This is a genomic window from Clostridium beijerinckii (assembly GCF_018223745.1).
GTDB classification, from domain to species: domain Bacteria; phylum Bacillota; class Clostridia; order Clostridiales; family Clostridiaceae; genus Clostridium; species Clostridium beijerinckii.
Genome location: NZ_CP073653.1, coordinates 1,395,207 through 1,417,984 on the forward strand (window position 1 = coordinate 1,395,207; position 22,778 = coordinate 1,417,984).

Annotated in this window: 21 protein-coding genes; 18 read left to right on the forward strand and 3 right to left on the reverse strand. The window is 30.5% G+C overall.

Annotated features, from left to right (window positions below):
• Position 1: 1 nt before the first annotated feature.
• From pknB to KEC93_RS06425, 4 genes are all read left to right on the forward strand, one after another.
• Positions 2-1,948 carry a Stk1 family PASTA domain-containing Ser/Thr kinase gene (pknB, locus tag KEC93_RS06410; RefSeq protein ID WP_017210767.1) on the forward strand — a complete coding sequence of 649 codons (1,947 nt, stop codon included), beginning with the start codon at positions 2-4 and terminating at the stop codon, positions 1,946-1,948.
• A 352-nt stretch (positions 1,949-2,300) separates the two neighbouring features.
• Positions 2,301-3,173: a ribosome small subunit-dependent GTPase A gene (gene rsgA, locus KEC93_RS06415; RefSeq protein ID WP_017210766.1), complete on the forward strand. Its 873-nt coding sequence runs from the start codon at positions 2,301-2,303 to the stop codon at positions 3,171-3,173.
• Positions 3,167-3,811, forward strand: coding sequence for a ribulose-phosphate 3-epimerase (gene rpe, locus KEC93_RS06420; protein ID WP_039772286.1), 645 nt, complete (start codon positions 3,167-3,169; stop codon positions 3,809-3,811). Before rsgA ends, rpe begins: the two co-directional genes overlap by 7 nt.
• Positions 3,812-3,815: 4 nt before the next feature.
• Complete coding sequence (locus tag KEC93_RS06425) at positions 3,816-4,451, forward strand: thiamine diphosphokinase (protein ID WP_077869201.1); 636 nt, start codon at positions 3,816-3,818, stop codon at positions 4,449-4,451.
• A 489-nt stretch (positions 4,452-4,940) separates the two neighbouring features.
• Here KEC93_RS06425 and rpmB read toward each other — a convergent pair whose 3' ends face one another.
• On the reverse strand, positions 4,941-5,132 hold the full coding sequence (gene rpmB / locus KEC93_RS06430; RefSeq protein ID WP_008424849.1) for a 50S ribosomal protein L28: 192 nt from the start codon (positions 5,130-5,132) through the stop codon (positions 4,941-4,943).
• A 1,103-nt stretch (positions 5,133-6,235) separates the two neighbouring features.
• Here rpmB and KEC93_RS06435 point away from each other — a divergent pair.
• The 6 genes from KEC93_RS06435 (at position 6,236) to KEC93_RS06460 (ending at position 12,319) form a co-directional block, all read left to right on the forward strand.
• A complete protein-coding gene (locus tag KEC93_RS06435; protein ID WP_017210764.1) occupies positions 6,236-6,586 on the forward strand; it encodes an Asp23/Gls24 family envelope stress response protein in 351 nt (116 codons plus the stop codon).
• Positions 6,587-6,599: 13 nt separating this feature from the next.
• Positions 6,600-8,240, forward strand: coding sequence for a fatty acid kinase ATP-binding subunit FakA (locus KEC93_RS06440; protein ID WP_077869202.1), 1,641 nt, complete (start codon positions 6,600-6,602; stop codon positions 8,238-8,240).
• A 60-nt stretch (positions 8,241-8,300) separates the two neighbouring features.
• Positions 8,301-10,334, forward strand: coding sequence for an ATP-dependent DNA helicase RecG (gene recG, locus KEC93_RS06445; protein WP_077869203.1), 2,034 nt, complete (start codon positions 8,301-8,303; stop codon positions 10,332-10,334).
• A 227-nt stretch (positions 10,335-10,561) separates the two neighbouring features.
• Positions 10,562-11,119, forward strand: a complete 558-nt coding sequence (gene rsmD, locus KEC93_RS06450) for a 16S rRNA (guanine(966)-N(2))-methyltransferase RsmD (RefSeq protein ID WP_077869204.1) — start codon at positions 10,562-10,564, stop codon at positions 11,117-11,119.
• Positions 11,120-11,122: 3 nt separating this feature from the next.
• Entirely contained in the window at positions 11,123-11,602 is a 480-nt protein-coding gene (coaD, locus tag KEC93_RS06455; RefSeq protein WP_011968499.1) for a pantetheine-phosphate adenylyltransferase, read from the forward strand.
• 174 nt (positions 11,603-11,776) lie between these two features.
• Positions 11,777-12,319 carry an ATPase gene (locus tag KEC93_RS06460; protein WP_011968500.1) on the forward strand — a complete coding sequence of 181 codons (543 nt, stop codon included), beginning with the start codon at positions 11,777-11,779 and terminating at the stop codon, positions 12,317-12,319.
• Here the strand turns inward: KEC93_RS06460 and ylbJ are convergent.
• On the reverse strand, positions 12,299-13,480 hold the full coding sequence (gene ylbJ, locus KEC93_RS06465) for a dipicolinic acid transporter SpoVV (protein WP_077869205.1): 1,182 nt from the start codon (positions 13,478-13,480) through the stop codon (positions 12,299-12,301). The two genes, KEC93_RS06460 and ylbJ, sit on opposite strands and share 21 nt — an antisense overlap.
• A gap of 52 nt (positions 13,481-13,532) precedes the next feature.
• Positions 13,533-14,738, reverse strand: a complete 1,206-nt coding sequence (locus KEC93_RS06470) for a nucleotidyltransferase (protein ID WP_039772275.1) — start codon at positions 14,736-14,738, stop codon at positions 13,533-13,535.
• A 559-nt stretch (positions 14,739-15,297) separates the two neighbouring features.
• Between KEC93_RS06470 and pta the strand changes: the two genes are divergently transcribed.
• From pta to KEC93_RS06510, 8 genes are all read left to right on the forward strand, one after another.
• Positions 15,298-16,299: a phosphate acetyltransferase gene (gene pta / locus KEC93_RS06475; protein ID WP_011968503.1), complete on the forward strand. Its 1,002-nt coding sequence runs from the start codon at positions 15,298-15,300 to the stop codon at positions 16,297-16,299.
• Positions 16,300-16,395: 96 nt separating this feature from the next.
• Complete coding sequence (locus tag KEC93_RS06480; protein ID WP_011968504.1) at positions 16,396-17,598, forward strand: acetate kinase; 1,203 nt, start codon at positions 16,396-16,398, stop codon at positions 17,596-17,598.
• Between the two features lie 347 nt (positions 17,599-17,945).
• On the forward strand, positions 17,946-18,452 hold the full coding sequence (locus KEC93_RS06485; RefSeq protein WP_011968505.1) for a YceD family protein: 507 nt from the start codon (positions 17,946-17,948) through the stop codon (positions 18,450-18,452).
• Positions 18,453-18,455: 3 nt separating this feature from the next.
• A complete protein-coding gene (gene rpmF / locus KEC93_RS06490) occupies positions 18,456-18,638 on the forward strand; it encodes a 50S ribosomal protein L32 (protein ID WP_011968506.1) in 183 nt (60 codons plus the stop codon).
• Between the two features lie 638 nt (positions 18,639-19,276).
• Positions 19,277-20,278, forward strand: a complete 1,002-nt coding sequence (plsX, locus tag KEC93_RS06495) for a phosphate acyltransferase PlsX (RefSeq protein ID WP_077869861.1) — start codon at positions 19,277-19,279, stop codon at positions 20,276-20,278.
• Between the two features lie 80 nt (positions 20,279-20,358).
• Positions 20,359-20,589: an acyl carrier protein gene (gene acpP / locus KEC93_RS06500; protein WP_009169140.1), complete on the forward strand. Its 231-nt coding sequence runs from the start codon at positions 20,359-20,361 to the stop codon at positions 20,587-20,589.
• 274 nt (positions 20,590-20,863) lie between these two features.
• Positions 20,864-21,562: a ribonuclease III gene (gene rnc / locus KEC93_RS06505; protein ID WP_011968508.1), complete on the forward strand. Its 699-nt coding sequence runs from the start codon at positions 20,864-20,866 to the stop codon at positions 21,560-21,562.
• Positions 21,555-22,586, forward strand: coding sequence for an elongator complex protein 3 (locus KEC93_RS06510; RefSeq protein WP_023973330.1), 1,032 nt, complete (start codon positions 21,555-21,557; stop codon positions 22,584-22,586). The genes rnc and KEC93_RS06510 overlap by 8 nt, the downstream gene beginning before the upstream one ends.
• The last annotated feature ends 192 nt before the right edge of the window (positions 22,587-22,778 follow it).

The window sequence follows — 22,778 nt, forward strand, 5'->3', positions numbered from 1 at the left end:
CATGGATGGAATTGTACTTGGAAACAGATACGAGTTGTTAGAAAAAATAGGGGAAGGCGGAATGTCAGAAGTATTTAAGGCAAGAGACAATAAATTAAATAGGTTTGTTGCAGTTAAAATACTTAAGAAAGAACTTTGCGACAACCCTGATATTGTAGAAAAATTTAAAGGTGAAGCAACAGCTGTTGCAGCCTTATCTGACAATAATATAGTAAATATACTAGATGTAGGAACACAGGATGAAATAAATTATATTGTAATGGAATATGTTAAAGGAAAAACATTAAAAGATATTATAAAACAAGTTGGAAAGATGAATTATGAAACAGCTATATCAGTTGCAATTCAAATAGCCAAAGCTTTAGATTGTGCTCATAGAAACAATATAATACATAGAGATGTTAAGCCACAAAATATTTTAGTAACAGAAGATGGAGTTATGAAAGTAACTGATTTTGGAATAGCAAAATCATCAAATTCTGAAACTATTACAAATACTAGTACAATAATGGGATCTGCTCATTATCTTTCTCCAGAACAAGCAAAAGGAAATTTTATTGATTGTAGAACGGACTTATATTCATTAGGAGTTGTATTATATGAGATGGTTACTGGAAATCTCCCATTCCAAGCAGATACTGCTGTAACTATAGCTTTAAAACATCTTCAAGAAGAAGTTGTTCCGCCAAAAAGTGTTAATTCAAAGATTCCTGAGAGTTTAAATCAATTAATTTTAAAGTCAATGGAAAAGGATCCTATTAAGAGATATCAGAATGCTAAAGAAATGATCTCAGATCTCCAAAGAATAAAGGATGATCCTAATGCAAAGATAGATAAAGAAGACGACAATGATCATACTATAATAATGTCTGCTGTGACCGAACAGATAGCAAAGCAAGAGGAAAAGTTGCCTAATAAAAAAGATGATGACTATGATGATGAAGACGATGATGATTATTACTACGAAGACGATGAAGATGAAAAAGGCAGTGGAATAAACAAGAAGAGAATAATGAAAATAACAATAGGTGTAGTTTTAGCATTATTGTTAATAGTTTTAGGTGTTGCAGCTTTTAAAATGGTTAGTTCTGCTAGTGCTAACAGCAAAGAAGTTGAGGTTCCTAATATAGTAGGAAAGAATGTTGATGATGGAAAGAAAGCACTTGAAGCTATAAATTTAGTTTTAGTGGAAGGTGGAACTGAAGCAAGCGATCAGCCAGAAGGAACTATTCTTAAGATGAATCCGGATGCTGGAACTAAGGTTAAAGAAAAAAGTCAGATTAGGGTTATTGTAAGTGGAGGAGCAACAAAACTTAAAATGCCTGATTTGAAGGAGTATGATATAGATACTGCAACTACTATTTTAAAATCCTTTGGACTTAAGATTAGTGATAAAAGCGAAGCTTTTAGCGATAGTGTACCAGAGGGACAAATAATAAGTCAAACTCCGAAAAAAGATACTGAAGTAACAGCAGATGATAAAATAACAGTTGTTGTAAGTAAAGGACCGGAAGTTAAGACTACAAAAGTACCTAGCGTAGTTGGTAAAGACCAAGATACAGCTACAGGCGAATTACAAGATGCTGGTTTAAAAGTATCTGTAAATTCCCAAGAAACACAAGATGAGAGTCAAAATGGTAAAGTTTTAAAACAAACAGGAGAAGGAAATAGAGTGGAGCAGGGAACTACAATTGTTATAACAGTTGGTAAATATGTTGCAAAACAAGATCCACCTGTAACTAATAATCCTACTCAAGGAAATACTAAACCGGGTGGAAATGGAAGTACTCCTGATAAAAATACTGGAGGAACAGGTGGTACTACTACTGATACACCAGGAAAGACTCCTAATACTCCAGGTACAACTAATCCTACAGGTCCATGGGATGATACAAATAACAGCCAAAACAACACTCAAACTAAAACATCAAATCAAAACCATCAATAATAAGGTAAGGAGAGGTTGATAAAAACCTCTCCTTATATGATATATATGTTGCAATTCACAATTACGGTTAAAATTCTTACAATATTTTTAGAATTATGATGAAGAATTATTTTTGCAATATATATTTGTATTTAAACCTACATTAAATCTCTAAAAAGAAAATATACTATGATAGAAAATACTAATTTAGAAATTTAATATATTTTGCAATTAAGTTGCTAAGTTCTAGTTGTATTTAGGCACTTGGCTTATTAAAATCTTAAACTTAAATTTATCTAATTTATCATTGCAGCATATATTACATTCTATAAAAGAATATATAAATTTATTTTATAAGTTATGGAGGGAAATTATGAATGGAAAAATAATAAAGGGCATAGGAGGCTTTTATTATATTAAGACAGATCAAGGCTTAATAGAATGCAAAGCCAGGGGGAAATTTAGACATAAAGACATAAAGCCTATGGTAGGGGATGATGTTACAATTAAGATGGAACATGGAAAAGGCGTTATTGAAGAGATACATAATAGAAAATCTCAATTGGTTAGACCCACGGTGGCAAATGTTTCTTTAGCATTTGTTGTTTTTGCAGTTAAGAATCCAGACATAAATTTTGATTTATTAAATAAGTTTTTGATTCTATGTGAATATAATAACATTGAGGTTATAGTTTGCTTGAATAAGATAGATTTAGTATCGGAAGAAGAAAGAGAAGAAATAAAGAAGCGAATAAATGTCATAGGTTATGAAGTTCTCTTTATAAATGCTAAGAAAGGAATAGGAATAGAGCGGTTAGAAGAAAAGATTAGAGGAAATATAACAGTTTTTTGTGGACCATCAGGGGCAGGAAAGTCAACATTAATAAATAAGCTTTCAAACAAAGAACATATGGAAACAGGTAATGTAAGCGAGAAGCTTGGAAGAGGGAAGCATACTACAAGGCATAGTGAATTAATTGAGGTAGCGGACGGATATATCGTTGATACCCCAGGATTTTCTACACTAGAAATAAAGGATTTAATGGATAAAAATTCTTTAAAATATTGTTTTCCTGAATTTACACAGTATAATGATAAGTGTAAATATAGAGGCTGTTTACATTATAAAGAACCAAATTGTGCTCTAAAAGAGGCTGTAGAAAGCGAAAAGATTAATAGATACAGATACGAATTTTATGTAAGAGCATTAGAAGAAATAATTGAGGAGGAAAAAAATAAATGGTAAAGATTGCACCATCAATATTATCAGCGGATTTTTCAAAATTAGGAGAGGACATAGAAAGAATAGATAAAGGAGGAGCAGATTTTATTCATATAGATGTAATGGATGGATCTTTTGTTCCTAATATATCTTTTGGTTTACCAGTTATAAAATCTATTAGAAATAGAACAAAGAAGTTATTTGACGTTCATTTAATGATAAATAATCCATCAAATTACATAGATGCTTTTATAGAGGCTGGGGCTGATATAATTACAATTCATCATGAAGCAGATAAACATATAGATAGAACAATTAATTATATTAAGTCAAAAGGAAAAAAAGCAGCGATTTCTTTAAATCCAGGAACTCCAACAAGTGTATTGAAAGATTTAATACCAAGTTTAGATATGGTGTTGATAATGTCTGTTAATCCAGGATTTGGAGGACAAAAATTCATACCTTATTCTCTAGATAAGATTAGAGAGATAAAAGAACTTAGTGATAGATTGAACCCAGGGCTTTTAATAGAAGTTGATGGTGGTATTGATAAGACAAATGTTAAAGAGGTTATAGAAGCAGGTGCAAATGTCATTGTTGCAGGTTCAGCAGTGTTTAATGGTGGGGAAATTGATGAGAATATAAAAGCTCTAAGGGGGTAATAATTTGAATGTTGCAATTGTAAGTGGAGGAAACCCACCTTCAGAGAAGTTACTAAAGAAATATATTAGTGAAGTTGAATTTATAATAGCAGCTGATAAGGGAAGTGAATGCCTTTATAATTATAATATTATTCCAGACTTGCTTTTAGGTGATTTTGACTCTGCCAAAAAGGAAATTTTAGATAATATGAAGTTAAAGGTTAAGGAAGTCTTGGAATTTCAACCAGAGAAAGATTATACTGACACTGAAATTGCAGTTATGGAAGCGATAAAAAGAGGCGCAGAAAAGATATATCTATTCGGGGCAACTGGAACTAGAATGGATCATACACTAGGAAATATAGGACTTATGCTAACTACGAAAAAAAAAGGTGCTAATTTAGAAATATTAGACGATAATAATAGACTTTACCTTGGAGAAAATAAAATGAGGTTATACGGCAAATATGGTGAAAATATATCATTTCATGCATTAAGCGATAAAGTAAGCAAACTTCAAATTAGTGGTGGAAAATACGATCTACCAAGTTATGATTTGGGTTTATTAGATCCACGAGCTATATGTAATGAATTTATTGATACACCAATAGATATAACTTATGAAAAAGGAGAGTTATTAGTTATTCATTCCATAGACTAAATATTCATGAACTTATTTAATTATTTTTTATATTTAAAAGTGGAACATTTTGAGTAGTAACTGAATATTAATATAATAAGACGGATTAAATTTTCATTTTAATTTTTAATATATTAATATTTGGGAGGACTTGTAAATGAAAATAATAGCTTTTAAACTACCTAAGTTTCTATCTAATATAATAAAGTTTTTTAGAAAAAAAGGCTAGAAGTACATAATGTATAATTTAGTTTTAAGCTTTCTAAATAGCTTTAGGCGTAATCAAAAAAAATAACAAGTCCATCTGCCAAGAAAAGTTCCTTGTTGCAGCATAGCTGCTCTTTTCATCATGCTTCATCAACAGATTGAACTAATAGGCTCGCTATGAGCCCGATCTGCTTCTTCGCCTGATGAAAAATAACCATGGCATTTTAGACTCGTTATTTTCTTTCATATGCCTTAAAAATAAAAAATGCAATTGGGATAACAATTGCATTTTTTATTATGAACTTATATTGCTCTTTGAACCTTTCCAGATCTAAGGCATCTTGTACATACATGAACAGTTTTTGGTGTTCCGTTAACTAAAGCTTTTACTTTCTTTATGTTAGGAGCCCAAGTTCTCTTTGATTGACGATGTGAATGGCTATAGCTTACTCCAGCTACAACACCCTTATCACAAATTTCGCATCTTCTTGCCATTAGAAAACACCTCCTTATATTCCAAAGATAATCATCTTCAATAGGACAGTGTAAATTATATCATAGGAAAATGTAATAGGCAAGATAAATTATTAATTATAAATTAAAAATTATGTATTGGCAGTTAATATGCGGCTTTACAGCGAAAATGAAACTTATGTGAATACCTGCCGAAATTTGATATGTATTATGTTGTAATTCACAATTCACAATTACGGCCAAAATTCTTGAAATATTTTTAGAATTATGATGAAGAATTATTTTTGCAATATATATATTTATTTCATAGGTAAATTATTCTCTTGATTATGTTTTAAAAACTTTTTAGAAGGAAAGACTTTGTAGAGATAGATTTTTAAAGAAGAGAAGGAAATGATGTGGTTGTACTTTATGTTTTCTAAGTGGAGTATAATCTTGAGTGGACTTAATACTTTTTTCTGGGGAAAAGATCTTGATTGCAGTTAGTTAGTATTGAATTGTGATCTACACTCTTTTCGTATGTATGTTTTTTATAAATTTATGATCTAGGTTGCAGTTTATGCTTTTTCATAGGGGGAAATGATTTGGTTGTACTTTATTTTTTCTAAAGGGAGAATTATCTTAATTGGACTCGATTCTTTTTTCTAGGAAGTAAGCTTGATTGTAGTTAATAAGTTCGAATTGTGCTTTGCACTTTTTTCTATGTGAGTACTTTTTTCTTATTTTATGATCTTGGTTGCACTGCGGTTTTAAGAGAAAAAAGATATAGCTATACTGTATGTTTTCTAAAGGGAGAATTATCTTAATTAGATTCGATTCTTTTCTCTAGGGAAAGGACTTGATTACGCATAATAAGTTTCTAACTGTGCTTTGAAATTTTTCATATATGCGTGCTTTTTAGATGGAAGGATCTTAATTTCAGTTTGTGTTTTTTTTAAGGAAAAATGATCTTGGTTGCGCTGCGCGCTTTTTATAAAGGTAAATGATCGTAATTGCACTTCGTGCTCTTTTTAAAGGTGTATATTTTTTGAATACTTGAATAAAATATTGTTCTAATATAGAATAGAAAATAAGATGTAAATATAGAATAGAAAATAAGATATAAGAATTTAGGAGGAATATGGATGGTTGGATTTTCAAACGAAAATGGTAATATAAATTATTCAGAGGAAGTTATAGCAAAAATTGTTGGATTATCCACAATGGAATGTTATGGAGTAGTTGGAATGGTTTCTAGAAATGCCAGTGAAGGCTTTTGGGAACTTATTGGTATAGAAAATTTTAGTAAAGGTGTAAAGATACAGCTAACAAGCGAGAAGAAATTACAAATAGAATTATTTGTAATGGTTGAATACGGAACAAAGATATCGGTTATATCTAATAATATAATTCAAAAAGTACGCTATAGTGTTGAAAACTATACAGGACTTAAGGTGTCGTCCATAACAGTAAATGTGCAAGCGGTTAGAGTTTAGGAGGTTAAACTAAATGGAATATACAAAGATAAATGGCCATGATTTTTATAACATGGTTGTGAATGCTAGCAATAAATTGCTAGAGCAAAGTGATTTCGTAAATGCACTTAACGTATTTCCTGTTCCAGACGGAGATACTGGAACTAATATGTCTATGACGTTTAAGGCAGCAGTTAAAGAGATAGAAGATATGGATAGTGATTCTATAGGGGAAATATCAAAAAAATTAGCTAAAGGTGCTTTAATGGGAGCTAGGGGTAACTCTGGTGTTATATTATCGCAAATACTTAGAGGTTTTTCTAAAGGTCTAGAAGGAAAAAAAGAAGTAGATATTGAGGAGTTTGCAGTAGCCTTTTCAGAGGGATCAAAGTCAGCATACAAAGCTGTAATGAGACCGACTGAAGGTACTATACTTTCTGTAATTAGAGCCGCTGCTGAAGCAGCAGTGTCATCTGATGCTAAGGATATGGTTGGCTTTATGGAAGAGATAACAGTTAAATCAAAAGAAATGTTAGATAGAACTCCAGAATTATTACCCGCACTAAAAAAGGCTAAAGTAGTAGATTCAGGTGGAATGGGGCTTTACATTATACTTAGAGGTATGTTTGAAGCATTAAAGAATGATATTAAAGCTGAATTAAGTGATATAAAAATAAGTGGCGCAAATGGTACTTTAGCTAAATCTACAGAAGAAATTGATATAAAGTTTGGGTATTGTACTGAATTTATAATACTTGGTGACGCTAAACGTGCACAAGATTTCCAAAATGAGATAGAGAGCCTTGGAGATTCCATGATAGTTGTTGGATATGATGATGTTATAAAGGTGCACATACATACTAATGATCCTGGATTGGTCTTATCAAAGGCAGTTGCTATAGGGGAATTATCAAAGATAAAGATTGATAATATGAGAGAAGAGCACAGAGAGTTATTAATAAATACTAAGGAATTAACAGAAACTTCGTCTGAAGATGAAGTTGGTGATGGCGAAAAGAAAAAGTATGGCTTTATAACAGTTGCTATGGGAGATGGAATTTCAAATATCTTTAAGGACTTAGGAATAGATTATGTCATTGAAGGTGGCCAGACAATGAATCCGTCTACTCAGGATATTTTAGATGCTGTTGAGAAAATAAATGCTGAACATATTTTCATTATGCCGAACAATAAGAATATAATTATGGCGGCTAATCAGGCGGCAGAAATATCAAGTAAAAATATATTAGTAGTACCTACAACAACTATTCCTCAAGGAATAGCATGTGCCACAATGTTTAACTATGATTCTGAAGTTGAAGAAAATTTCACTAATTTAAAGGATACAATTGAAGTAGTTAAAACTGGTTCGGTGACATACGCAGTCCGTGATACAGAAATTGATGGAATAGATATTAAACAAGGAAATATGTTAGGACTTGTAGAAGGTAAAATAAAAGAGGTAGGCGAGGACAAGAAGGTTGTTGCCGGTAAAGTTCTAGAAGATATGATAGATGATGAAAGTGAACTTATTACTGTATATTATGGTGAAGATGTAAGTGATGAAGATGCAAATGAATTCGAGGTTGAGTTACAAGAAAAGTACGAAGATTTAGATATTCAATTTTACAAAGGAAATCAACCACTATATTACTTTTTAATATCAGTAGAATAAGAAATAGTAAGGGCGCCTAATGCTAGGTGCTCTTATTGTTTAGGGAGGAAGAGAAGGGCTTTGGATATATATAGCAATATTTCAACATTAAAAGGAGTAGGCCCAAAGGCCACAGAAAAATTAAATAGATGTGGAATTTTTAATATACTAGATATTCTGTTATATTTTCCAAGAGATTATGAATTTGTAGATAGTAATGTGGAATTTGAAAATATTACAGGAGAAGACAAGCAGATTTTAAAGTGTAAAGTCATTAGATTTAGAAGCGATGTAAAAACTAAAACTGGTAAATTATTAACAACTGTAGAATTTGATTATAATGGGCACAAAGTATCTGGAAAGTGGTTTAATCAAAGGTATATAAAAAATTCCTTTAAAATAGGAGAAATATATAATTTGATGGGTAAATTTAAAAGGGTAGGAAATACTTTAGAGGTGGTTAATCCTATGGTGACATGTGAAGAAGCTATTTCGAATGAGATCATACCTAAATATCCTCTAAAAGGTGATATAAGCAATAAGTTGTTTGAAAAATTAATTAATGAAATTTTGTCCAAGATGGCAGTTAAGGAGAATTTACCGCAAAATATATTAGATAAATATTCTCTAATTTCATTAAATGAAGCTATTAGAAGCGTCCATTTTCCTGATAATAAGGAAGTGCTGGAAAAGGCTATAATAAGACTTAAATTTCAGGAATTATTTACATATTCACTAAAGTTACTGCTTCTTAAACATAAAATTAAGAAAAACAAAAATGGTAGACTTTTTCAGTGGGTAGATGAACTTAGCTTATTTAAAGAGAAGTTACCATTTCCTCTTACTAATGCTCAAACAAGAGTTATACGTGAAATATTGAGAGATCAAAAATCAAATTCATCAATGAATAGACTTATACAAGGAGATGTTGGTAGTGGAAAGACAATAATTGCACTTATAGCTATTTTTAATGTGATCAAAAATGGTTATCAATGTGCATTTATGGCTCCAACAGAGATTCTTGCAAATCAACACTTTGAAGAAGCAAGGAAAGTTTATGATGAATTTAATATAGAAATCGAATTATTAACAGGAACAACTTCAGCAAAAGAAAAGCAGAGGATCAAAGAAAGAATTAGAACTAAAGAACCAATTTTAGTGATAGGAACTCATGCACTTTTCCAAGATGATGTTGAATTTGGAAAGTTAGGGCTTATAGTAACTGATGAGCAGCATAGATTTGGTGTTGAGCAAAGGAGTAAACTTATAAACAAAGGAAAAAGGGCTGATTGCTTAGTTATGACAGCTACTCCAATTCCAAGAACATTGGCATTATACTTATATTCAGATCTTGATGTATCTATAATTGATGAACTGCCACCTGGGAGAAAGAAAATAGATACTAGATTTTATGCTGATAATCAAAGAGATATAGCTTATGATTTGGCATATGATGAGATAAAAAAAGGCCGACAAGTATATATTGTATGCCCTCTTATTGAAGAGGATGAAAAAGAGGAGTTAAATTCAGTAGAAACTTTATATAATAAACTTACCAGTGGAATTTTTAAGGAACTAAAGGTTGAGATACTTCATGGAAAAATGAAAGGCTCTGAAAAAGATGAAATAATAAAAAGATTCAAGAGCAATGAAGTTAATGTTCTAATATCAACAACTGTAATTGAGGTGGGGGTTAATGTTCCTAATGCATCTGTAATGATTGTTGAAAATGCAGAACGATTTGGGCTATCACAGTTACATCAATTAAGAGGAAGAGTTGGAAGAGGTCAGTATTCATCTTATTGTATATTAATAGCAAAGGCTAAAAGTAATGTGACTAAAAAAAGGATGCAGATAATGACAGAATGTAGTGATGGGTTTTTAATATCAGAAAAAGATTTAGAACTCAGAGGGGCAGGAGAAATGTTTGGTAAGAAGCAAAGTGGTGATGAAGGCTTTGTACTTGCAAATCTTTATGATGATATGAAGATTTTAAGATGTGCTAAATTAGAGGCGAATAACATTTTACAAAACGAATTTGAGGTAAATAGGGAAATAATTAATGAACTTAGTAAAAATTTGAAAAAAAGTAGTAAATATATTTGCTTTAATTAATTTGAAATATTATGTATAGATATGTTAATATATAAAATATACACCTATGAAAAGAGCACGAAGTGCAATTAAGATCATTTCACTTTTGAAAAGACTGCGAAGCGCAATTAGGAACTTTTCACGTATGAAAAGAGTACGGAGTGTATAATTAAGTTTAATTTTAAATTGTAAATTAAAAATCTAGAGAGTAGATTTTCTTATATGCTTATTTTAGGAGGAATAAAATTTTGAGAATAATAGCAGGAAAAGCAAGAGGACATAAATTAATACCTCCAGCTACAATGGAAACAAGGCCTACATTAGATAGAGTTAAAGAGGCTATGTTTAGTTCAGTTCAAATGTATATACCAGAGGCAGTAGTTGTAGACGTTTTTGCTGGGACAGGAAGCCTTGGATTAGAAGCGGCAAGCAGAGGGGCAAGTGAAGTTTATTTATTTGATAAAAGCTCTGTGACTTTTCCTTTATTAAAGGAAAATGTAGAAAGCCTTAAATTTCAAGATTTCTGTTTTCCTATGAATATAGATGCTTATGAAGGCTTAAAGAATCTTGCGAAGAAGGGAAAGAAATTTGACATAATATTTATTGATCCACCTTATTGCAAAGAAATGATTCCAGAAGCTATGAAAATTGTTAAGGATAATGAAATTTTAAAGAACGATGGAATAATAGTTACTAAAATAGATACTATTGAAGAGATTTATGAAGGGTATAAAGATATAAGATTAACAAAAAGTAAGAAGTATGGAAATACAACAGTATGTTATTACAAGCATGAGGAGAAGTAAAAAATGAGAGTTGCAGTGTACCCTGGGAGCTTTGATCCTATAACAAATGGACATCTCGATATTATAAAAAGAGGAGCAAAGGTCTTTGATAAAGTAATAGTTGCAGTATTAGTTAATGTTGATAAGAAATATCTTTTTGAAAGCAGCGAAAGAGTTGAGCTTATAAAAAGAGTGACAAGAGATATTGAGAATGTTGAAATACGAAGCTTTGATGGGCTTTTAGTTAATTTTCTAAAAGAATGTAAGACTAATATAATATTAAAGGGATTAAGAACAGCTTCTGATTTTGAGTATGAATTTCAAATGGCGTTTATTAATAAAGAATTAGATGATGATACCGAAACTGTATGTATGATGTCATCGGCTAAAAATATACATATTAGTTCCTCAACTGTTAAGCAGGTGGCAAGGTTTGGAGGAGATATTAGTGGACTTGTTCCCAATGAAATTATTTCAGATATAATGTCCAGAATAAATCTATAAATGGTGATTTTTTAAGGAAAAGTATTTTCGTAATTAGAATGTGCTGTGTTTAAGCAGGCGCATTGACTTGAAATTAATGATATTAATAATACTAAAAGCAATTAAAAATACTAGATTAAGATTTGTTCCTGGTATTTTGAGCATTTATAGAATAAATATCTAAGGAGTGTTTTTATGGAAAAAATGGAGGTAAATATAATAGAGTTATTAGAATATTTACAAGACTTGGTGGAAAATTCACCTAAAGTGCCAATGAGCGGTAAAGTTATGATAGATAAAAGAGAAGTTGTTGATGTAATAGATCAAATAATTAACTATATGCCTGATCAATTTAAAAAAGCTGAATGGGTTATGAACGAGAGAGAAAGAATCCTTAATGAAGCTAAAAAAGAGTATGATTCTGTTAGAAAAGAAACAATGACTATGATGAGACAGAATGTCGAGAATCACGATATAGTGAGGGAAGCCAAGGGGAGAGCACAAGAAATTATAGCCTCAGCACAGAGAGAGGCCAAGGCTATAAGATTAGGGTCTAGGGATTATTCTGATGAAATATTAACCCAATTAGATCAGGAATTAGAAGAACACAAAATAAAATTAATAAAAAGCCTTCAAGAAAGTTTTGAAGTAGTAGCTAAAGAGATAGATACAAATTTAACTGGTACATGCGATGTTATAAAAGAGAACATTAAAGAATTACGCGGTATGAAAAAATAATTTCAAGGTTCTATTAAATATACTTAATAAAAGTGTTAATAACAGTATAGTTAATGCAGGATATATATATACAAATAAACTTGAAGAATGGCTCATTTGTAAGTTTGATGTATAAATACTTGTAGGAAACACTTTGCATAACCCATAAGTTATAATAAAACTAACGATTCCTTGGATTACTTTTAAAAAAATATATCTGCTATAATTTATCTTAGTATCGCTTACGAAAGAACTTACTTGTGCGATTACCGCAAGACCAGAAAATGAAGTTAAAAAGCTTATTATACCAAGCTTCAAGGGGATAGAAATTTCTAGGGGAGAGATTATACTGCACCCATTAGTCATTTCAATGCTTCCTAAAAATATACTGTATAAAGTTTGGGAAGGCAGTTTTAAAACATTATCTAGCTGCCTAAATGCAATATGAATATAAGGATTGTTTTTAACAAGAGATATAACAACTGAAAAAATTATTATGAAACCACCTATAGATAATGTGGTGTTTATTCCGTTTTGAACTGCATTTTTTACAGCATTACCGAAATTCATACTTTCATTTTTAGGACAAGGGAGAGAACTTAGAGCATTTAAGTTTCTCTTTTTTTTTGTCAAAAATCCCATTATGATTATTGATAAATTGCTTCCTAGAAGCAAGATATAACCTAAGGATACATGCCCTAATAAAGTTCCAGCAACAGATCCGATTAAAAACAGGGGACCAACGTTAGACGCTATGTTTAAAAGTCTTTCGTATTCATTCCTATCTATATATTCCATCTTGTATAAATCTACACAATATTTAGCACCTAATGGATAGCCACATAGTATACTTGCTACGATTGGAAAGGAACAATTTCTAGAAAGGCCTAATGGCTTGCAGATTAATGGCCCAAGAAATTTAGAATAAAGATTTATTCCATCGTAGTATATTAATAAATTACATATAACTACAAAAGGAAAGGTGGTTGGCAATATTGAGTTATACCATAATTTACAACCATCAATAGCTGCGACTATGCATTGGTTTATGTTTAAAACAAAAAGAACTATTAAGACGGATATAAATATACAAATGATAGTATTTTTTTTGATATTAAGTTGTTTAATTAAAATAAAGATTAAGCTAATAATAAGAAACCATAAGATAATAATATATATCATGAAATCACTCCAATCAATAATATTTATATTCTCATGGTTATGTAAAATATTACTATATTATAAAAGGCCCTTTTAAATAATCATCCATAGGACTTATTTTTGGATTTAGCAGTGAATATGCTTTTGTTCCTAAGATATCTATTTTTAGATGATCACATTGATTGTTTCTTGGCACCTTTGTTATTAAATTTATACTAGAATTAGCTTTTATACTCTTTAGAATTCTTTGCCCTGTAGAATTAAAAGCAAGAACTCTTGCGTAAGGTGCGGGGCTCTTAGATAAGCTTAATAAATCAAAATTCTCAAGGTTCAAAAAGCTTTGCAAAAGAATTCTACTTATCCTCGTGTATGTATATCTTTTGCTTTTTGAATTCAATATTAATTCGTTAAGCGAATTGGATCTTACAATTTCTTTTAATATTTTATTATCTATGCCCTCTGATACATCTGGCAAATTTAAAAGAGATCTTTCGTTAGTGAGTAATTTATATTTTATATATTTAAAGGTATCTTCCTCAAAAATAAAAGGATAGTTAGAAGAAGATAAACTAAGCAGAATGTCATAGCTCGCCTTTGGCATAATATCAGCTAAATCATTTAAAGATTTCTCTTTTAGATGTTTTCTTATCGATGTAGCAGAAGCAAATGAAGCGCTTATGTTGACATCGTTATATAATGAACCTTCTCTTTTGATGGTTTTAGGAACTATTGCGCTATTTAAACGAATTAGAGATTTTATATATTCAATACCTAAGATATTATTAGAATTTGATATTGTATCTAATAATTTATTTGAGTTTAAATAATCTTTAAGTGCATTTGCTCGGCTCAAATGAAAAGGTAAGCCAGAGTCCAAATTATCTTTTAAAAGTTTTTTATAATTTAAAGGCTCGGAAACTAAAACTTTGGCTATGTCTTCTAATATAGATACATTTCCTTCTTCGCTTCCAAAGTATAAGTGATCTATTACGCCTAACGAGTTAAGAAGAGATACGCTTCCGAAAGCAAAATGTTCAGCAGAAGAAATGGAATAAACTAGAGGTAGCTCTAGAACTAGATCAACACCATTTTTAATAGCCATTTCAGCTCTTTTCCATTTATCTATAATTGCTGGAATTCCTCTTTGCATAAAATTACCACTCATTACACAAACTATGCCATCTGCGTTTGTGTCGGATTTTGCTTTACTAAGGTGATATTCATGACCTTTATGAAATGGATTATATTCTGTAATTATTCCTGTAAGTATTAAAATCATCTCCTTTATAAAGCTAGTATAGCATATTATGGAATTTTATAATATTAGTTATTAAGGTTTAATATGTTGTGTATTTTTTGTAAAATGTCAATAAGATATTATAAAATTATTGTTAAAAAATATACTTTTTTAATATTACTCTATTAAAAAGTAGTTTAAAAAATATTCAGAACATTAAAAGAATGGTGAATTTTTAATTATTGCTTAATATTGGCAAGAAAATAGATTATACACAGCTAGTTGAATGAATATACTATAGATTTTTAAGAAAAAGTTAATGAAAATAATATGAAATAGACATGTATTTTTCATATATTAGGTCAATAATTTAAAACATTTGATAGCGTTTAATAATAAATTATAAAATAATTTTAAATAAAATTTAATTGTTAAAAATTATACTTTTCCTATATTGTTATTTTACAGGAGTATTGTCTGACAATTTAGATTATTTCAAATCTAAAGACTTCTATTTTATAGAGAATTTGTGTTGAAAAAAGCACTGATAAAGGAGTATATTAGTATTAGAGATAGGATATAGAGAGGAGATAAATAGATTATGGACCTTATGAAAAAAATATGGACTGCAGCACAATCAAATAAACAAAAAATTGTTCTTCCAGAGGGAAACGAGGAAAGAAATATAGCAGCTGCAGAAAAAATACAAAAATTAGGATTAGCTTACCCAATTTTAATAGGTAACAAAGAAGAAATAAATAATAAGGCAAAGGAATTAGATGTAAATTTATCAGGAATTGAGATTATTGATCCAAATGAATCAGATAAATTAGAAAAGTATATTGAAGCCTTCTATGAACTTAGAAAGACAAAAGGCGTTACAATGGAAAAGGCAGATAAAATAGTCAGAGATCCTCTATATTTTGGTACGATGATGGTTAAATTAGATGATGCAGATGGAATGGTATCAGGAGCAATTCACACAACTGGAGATTTATTAAGACCAGGATTACAAATTATAAAGACAGCACCAGGGGTATCTGTTGTTTCGAGCTTCTTTATAATGCAAGTTCCAGGATCATCTTATGGTGAAGAAGGAACATTAATATTCTCAGACTGTGCAGTTAACCCTAACCCTAACGAGGATCAATTAGCAGCAATTGCAATAGCCACTGCAGAAACAGCTAAGAATTTATGTAACATGGAACCTAAGGTGGCAATGTTATCATTCTCTACTATGGGAAGTGCTGATAATGAATTAGTTGATAAGGTTAGAAATGCTACTCAAAAAGCAAAAGAAATGAGACCTGACTTAGATATAGATGGTGAACTACAATTAGATGCAGCTATAGTTGGAAAAGTAGCAGCTCAAAAGGCACCAGAAAGTACTGTTGCTGGAAAAGCTAATGTTTTAGTATTCCCAGATTTACAAGCTGGAAATATAGGTTATAAATTAGTTCAAAGATTTGCAAATGCTGAAGCTATTGGACCTATCTGTCAAGGTTTTGCAAAACCAATCAATGACTTATCAAGAGGTTGTAGCTCAGATGATATTGTAAGTGTTGTTGCGCTTACAGCAGTTCAAGCTCAAACAAACAAATAGTAAGTATTATTTTTACAGATAATTTAAAGTAAGTTAGCTTATAGATTGTTAAAACAAAAATACAAAAGGTTTGAATGTTAAAAGGAGAGTAGAGTTATGAAAGTATTAGTTATAAATTGTGGTAGTTCTTCACTAAAATATCAACTTATTGATATGAGTAATGAAGAGTCTTTAGCTCAAGGACTTGTTGAAAGAATAGGAATTACTGGGTCAATATTGACTCAAAAAGTTGAAGGAAAAGATAAATATGTAGTTGAAACGCCATTAAAAGACCATCAAGATGCAATAGAACTTGTTTTAAAATGCTTAGTTGATGAAAACCATGGTGTAATAAGTTCAATGGATGAGATATCAGCTGTTGGACATAGAGTTGTTCATGGTGGTGAAAAATACGCAACTTCAGTAGTAATTAATGAAGAAGTAATTAAGGCACTTGATGAATTTACAAAATTAGCACCACTTCATAATCCTCCAAATATAATTGGAATAAATGCATGTAAGGCTCTTATGCCAAAAACTCCAATGGTAGCAGTATTTGATACAGCATTCCATCAAACTATGCCAGAAAAAGCGTTTATGTATGCTCTTCCATATGAATTATATACAGAAGATCACGTAAGAAGATATGGATTCCATGGTACATCTCATAAGTATGTAGCAGGTGAAATGGCAAAATTGATGAATAAAGACATAAGCGATTTAAAGATAGTAACTTGTCATATAGGTAATGGTGTAAGTATTACAGCTGTTGATGGTGGAAAATCTGTAGATACTACAATGGGATTCACTCCATTAGATGGTATTATAATGGGATCAAGATCTGGAAGCATAGATCCAGCAATAGTTACTTATTTAGTAAAAGAAAAAGGATATTCTATAGATGAAGTAAATGATATCTTAAATAAGAAATCAGGGGTTCTAGGTATATCAGGAATAGGAACAGATTTTAGAGATATTAGAAGTGCAGTGGAAAATGATAATGATCCTAGAGCATTACTTACAATGGATATATTCGGATATCAAGTTAAGAAGCAAATAGGTGCTTATGCTGCCGTAATGGGTGGTGTAGATGCAATTGTATTTACAGCAGGAATAGGAGAACACGCTCCAGAAATAAGATCAAGAGCTTTAACTAATATGGAATTCTTAGGAATAGAAGTAGATTTAGAAAAGAACGAAAGTCATAATATCGGAGATGGTATGGAAATTTCTAAAGAAACTTCAAAGGTAAAAGTAGTTGTAATACCTACAAACGAAGAATTAATGATTGCTAAAGAAACTTTAGAATTAGTTAAGTAAGGCATAATTGAAAAAATGGTGAGTTAACATGCTGATTGGTTTTTATTTATAATTTATCAGCATGTTTTTTCAATAGCTTTATACAATATATTTGGCTGTACTTCCTTTATAGAAGAAAATATATACGTAAAGGGGAGCGGTTAGTATAGATACAAAAACATTTGTATCATGAGTTTGTTGTTTTCTTTCATATGGAGAAATAGGAATTTATAATAAATTTCTTGACTTTTTAGCACGCAATTTATATAATTAGTTGTGTTTGTTTTATAAATATATGTGCTAAGGAGTGAAAGAGGAGATATTATATAGTTTACATTAGTTTTATTATATGGTTATCCTGTGATTTTATGAAAGTACAAATTTCAGATATTATTTCAGGTAAAGATAGAAGCAAGAAAATTGACTATATATTTGATGCACCGCAATTTGATTTTGAAGGAGATATAATTAAACCAATAAAACCTTTTGAAGTTGTTGGGAATATCTTATCAGATGGTGATATATTAATATTGAATGCTAAAATCAAAACTGATTTAGAAATGATATGTTCAAGATGTTTAGATACCTTTATCTATCCAATAGATATTGATATAGAAGAAAGGTTTACAACTAATAGAGATAGTGGTGATGATGAAGCTATTGTTGTAATGGATGATGTTTTAGACATCACAGAAATTGTCGAAAGTAGCATAATTTCAACACTACCTATTAAAAGAGTTTGCAAGAACGACTGTAAAGGGCTTTGTCAAGAATGTGGATGTAACTTAAATCACAATTCATGTTCATGTCAAAAAGAAGATGTAGATATACGTTTTGAGGCCTTGAAAGGTTTGTTTGATAATAAGGAGGTGTAATGAATGGGTTGTCCAGCAAGAAAATCAGGAAAAGCTAAAGTAAAAGCAAGAAGAGCTCAAACTTTTAAAGCTAGTTTACCTGGCATAGTTGAATGTCCACAATGCCACGAAATGAAACTTGCTCATAGAGTATGTAAAAATTGTGGTTATTATAAAGGTAAGGAAGTTGTAGCTTCTGAAAAATAAAAGAAAGTCTTTATGACTTTCTTTTCTTATATAAAGAAATATATATAGATATATGTTGTGCTATTAAATTTATACTTAAAACTTCTTAGCGAAATTTTCATGGTTCTGAGAAATAAAGATGTTTCTACTTTGGGTTTACTATAGGGTTCCACAATGATATTCAAACTTATAAAATTTCAATATCGCTGGTATTTAGGAAATTCGAACAGTAGATATGTATTGGTATCAATATGGAACCCTATATAGATAAGCCAATTATAAGTTAGATTTATACTATGAAATATATCCCAACTAGAAATGGGTAATATACTTTTGTGGAATGTTTCATTGGTGATTTTGATGGATGTGATTCTTTGGCTATAAGTTGTTCCAAATGTGCTAGTTCATAGCTTGTTCTTTGAGGCTAGCACTTTGGGTGCAACTTTATAGCCTTAGAATCACCCATCATAATTACCTAGAAACTGGAACAAAAGTATGTTATTCATTTCGGCGGGTTATATACATAAGTTCAGGTCTTAGTTGGGTTATCTATATCACATAAGTATAAGTTAAATAATCTTTATCTAAAAAAGAAAATATTCTATTTATTAATTAAATTAATTTATTTATAATTAAAGTGGAAGAAGGGAGGTATTCAGATGAAAATAGCTATAGATGGCATGGGGGGAGATAATGCACCTGTAGCAGTAATAGATGGTGCTATTCAAGCTCTTAAGGCATATGATGATATCCAATTATATATTACAGGTCCAGAAGAGGTTCTAAATATAGAATTAGCTAAATATACTTATCCCAAGGAAAAAGTTATTGTGGTAGATGCAAAGGAAGTAATTTCAACTAATGAGCATCCTGTTATGGCTTTGCGAAAGAAGAAAGATTCAAGTATAGTTAAGGCTTTAAACTTAGTTAAGGAAGGTATTTGTGATGCTGTTGTATCAGGAGGCAGTACAGGTGCATTTTTAGCTGGGTGTACGCTGATAATAGGTAGAATTAAAGGAATAGAAAGGCCTGCTCTTGCACCTATAATGCCTGGAAGACGTGGAAAGTTTATGATAGTAGATGTTGGTGCTAATGTAGATTGCAAACCTTCATTTTTGGTGCAATTTGCAAAGATGGGAAAAATATATTATCAAAAGGTTTTCAGCGTTAAAAATCCGACTATAGGACTTATAAATATTGGAGAAGAAGAAGAAAAGGGAAATGAACTTACAAAAGCTGCTTTTAAGCTTTTGAAGGAAGAAAGTTCCATAAACTTCAAAGGGAATATAGAGCCAAGAGAAATACCTACTGGTGACACTAATATTTTAGTAAGTGATGGTTTTGTGGGGAATACAGCTTTAAAGATGTATGAAGGATCGGCTTCGAGTATATTAGGTATAATTAAAGATGAGGTGCTTAAATCGTCGATTATATCTAAAATAGGGGTGGTTCTGCTAAAACCTGTGCTAAAAAATATAATGAAAAAGTTTGATTATAAGGAATATGGTGGAGCTCCGTTCTTGGGGGTTGATGGAATTTGTATAAAAGCTCATGGCAGTTCTGATGCAAGAGCGTTTAAGAATTCCATTAAACAAACTAAAATTTTCTATGATAATAATGTATTAAAAGATATAAGAAATGAATTTTCTTCGGAAAATTAGTTAAAATATATTGAAACTAATATTGACGATTTAAACAATATATAATATTATCTAAATGTAGAACTTGGGAGGTGAAACAAATGTTTGAAAAGATCCAAGCAATTATTGCTGATAAATTAAGTATCGATGTAGAAAGCGTTGTTATGGAAGCATCATTTATTGAAGATTTAAATGCGGACTCATTAGATATAGTTGAGCTTATAATGGCTCTAGAAGATGAACTAGATATGGAAATACCTGACGAAGACGTTGAAAACTTCAAAACAGTTGGAGATGTTGTCAATTACGTAAAAGCTCATCACGAAGAATAAAATAATCCCGCATCTTGCGGGATTTTATATTTTACAAAGTGAGAACTAAATTTAAAATCATTTTAAAATAGATTTTAGTGAGAAATGTACTTTAGTAATATATTGGCGTACAAATGTTACTGTCTATGATAACGATGTTTTTAGTTGGAATTTAGGAAGAAAAATCATTATAGTAACTAAAATATCAAATTAATAGTTTATTCTTGAATTTGTTATGAGAAGTATATAGCAATAAGTTAGCAAGTTGAAGAATAAACTTCAAGGAGTGGAATACATGAATAGATATACACTTAAAGAAATAGAAGAAAATTTAGGGGTTTTTTTTAATAACCACACATTACTAAAAACAGCTCTTACTCATAGCTCTTTTGGAAATCAATTCAAGGATGCGGAGTATAATGAAAGGCTTGAATTTCTAGGAGACTCAGTATTGCAGCTTTGTATTACAGAATACCTTTTTAATAATTACAAACATAAAACAGAAGGTGAGCTGACAAAAATAAGAAGTTTGATAGTTTGTGAAAATTCTCTTTACGAAATTGCAAAAAAGATAAACTTAGGATCTTATATTAGAATGAGTAAAGGTGAAGAAATTACAGGCGGAAGAGAAAGGATTTCAATACAAGCAGATGCTGTTGAGGCAATCATTGCTGCTGTTTATTTAGACAAAGGCATTGGTTTTGTAAGAGATTTTATATTGCTTCATTTTGAAGAGATAATAAATAAAGCAATAAATAATGAAATTGTATTAGATTTCAAGACAAAGCTTCAAGAGCTTCTTCAAAAAGATGGAGAAGTAGTAATTCAATATGAGCTTACAAAATTTGAAGGACCACCTCACAGAAGAAAATTCTTTACAAATGTAGTGATAGATAAAAAATTAATGGGTGAAGGTTCAGGCTATAGTAAAAAAGAAGCAGAACAAAATGCAGCTAAACAGGCATTAGATATATTGGAAGGTAAGCATGAGTAAAAATTATTATATAATACCGATATTTGTACCTCATGAAGGATGTCCGCATAATTGCGTATTCTGTAATCAGGATAGAATAACAGGTGTTGATGATGAAGAGGTTACGGCAAGTTCTGTAATTACAACAATAAATGATTATCTAGAAACTATAAAGAATAAAAATGCAACTATTGAAATTTCATTTTTTGGTGGTACATTTACAGGGATTAGGGAAGAAAAACAAAGGGAACTTCTAAAAGTAGCTGAGGAGTTTAAGGAAAAAGGTCTTATAGATAAAATAAGACTTTCTACAAGACCAGATTACATCAATGATTATATACTTACATATCTTAAAGAGTATGGAGTTGACATAATAGAACTTGGAGTTCAATCACTAAATGAAGAAGTGTTAAAAAAAGCTGGCAGAGGACATAGCGTTCATGATGTTATAGATGCATCTAAATTAATAAAAGAATATAAATTTATATTAGGACATCAAATAATGCCTGGACTACCTGGAGATACTTTTGAAAGAGATATAGAAACGACTAAAGAATCAATTAAGATGAATCCAGATATTTGTAGAATATATCCGTCGTTAGTTATAAAAGATACTCCAATGGAAAGAATGTATATTAATAACGAGTACATTCCATATTCTCTTGAAGAGGCCGTTAATGTAAGTAAGGTTATGTATGATATGTATAAAAAGCATAACATCAACGTAATAAGAATTGGTCTTCAGCCGACAGAAAGTATAAATGAAGGAAAAGATATAGTGGCAGGTCCATTTCATCCATCGTTTAGGGAATTGGTTGAGGGCAGTTTATTGTCAGATATCATTTTAGAAAATATGGGTGAAGAAAAAAATGGAGTTCTGTATATTAACTCAAAGGATTTAAGTAAGCTTTATGCTAATAAGAAAACATATTTCAATAAGCTTAAAGATAATGGGAAAATTATTGATGTAAAACAAGATGATAATATTGAAAGAGGTCATATAAAACTTTGTCTAAAAAATAGAAAGTTAGATATAGCATATTAGCGAGAGGAGACTCTCGCTTTTAAAATGTTGATTATGTTTATGAAGTTTAAATTGGTATTTTCTTTTGTGTGAATTATTGATATTTAATAAGCTTTACTATAAACTAAATTATAATAAGGAGTTGTTTGATATGAAAAAAAAGACTAGAGAAAAAATGATAATTGCAATGACTATTTTTATTGTAGTAATCTT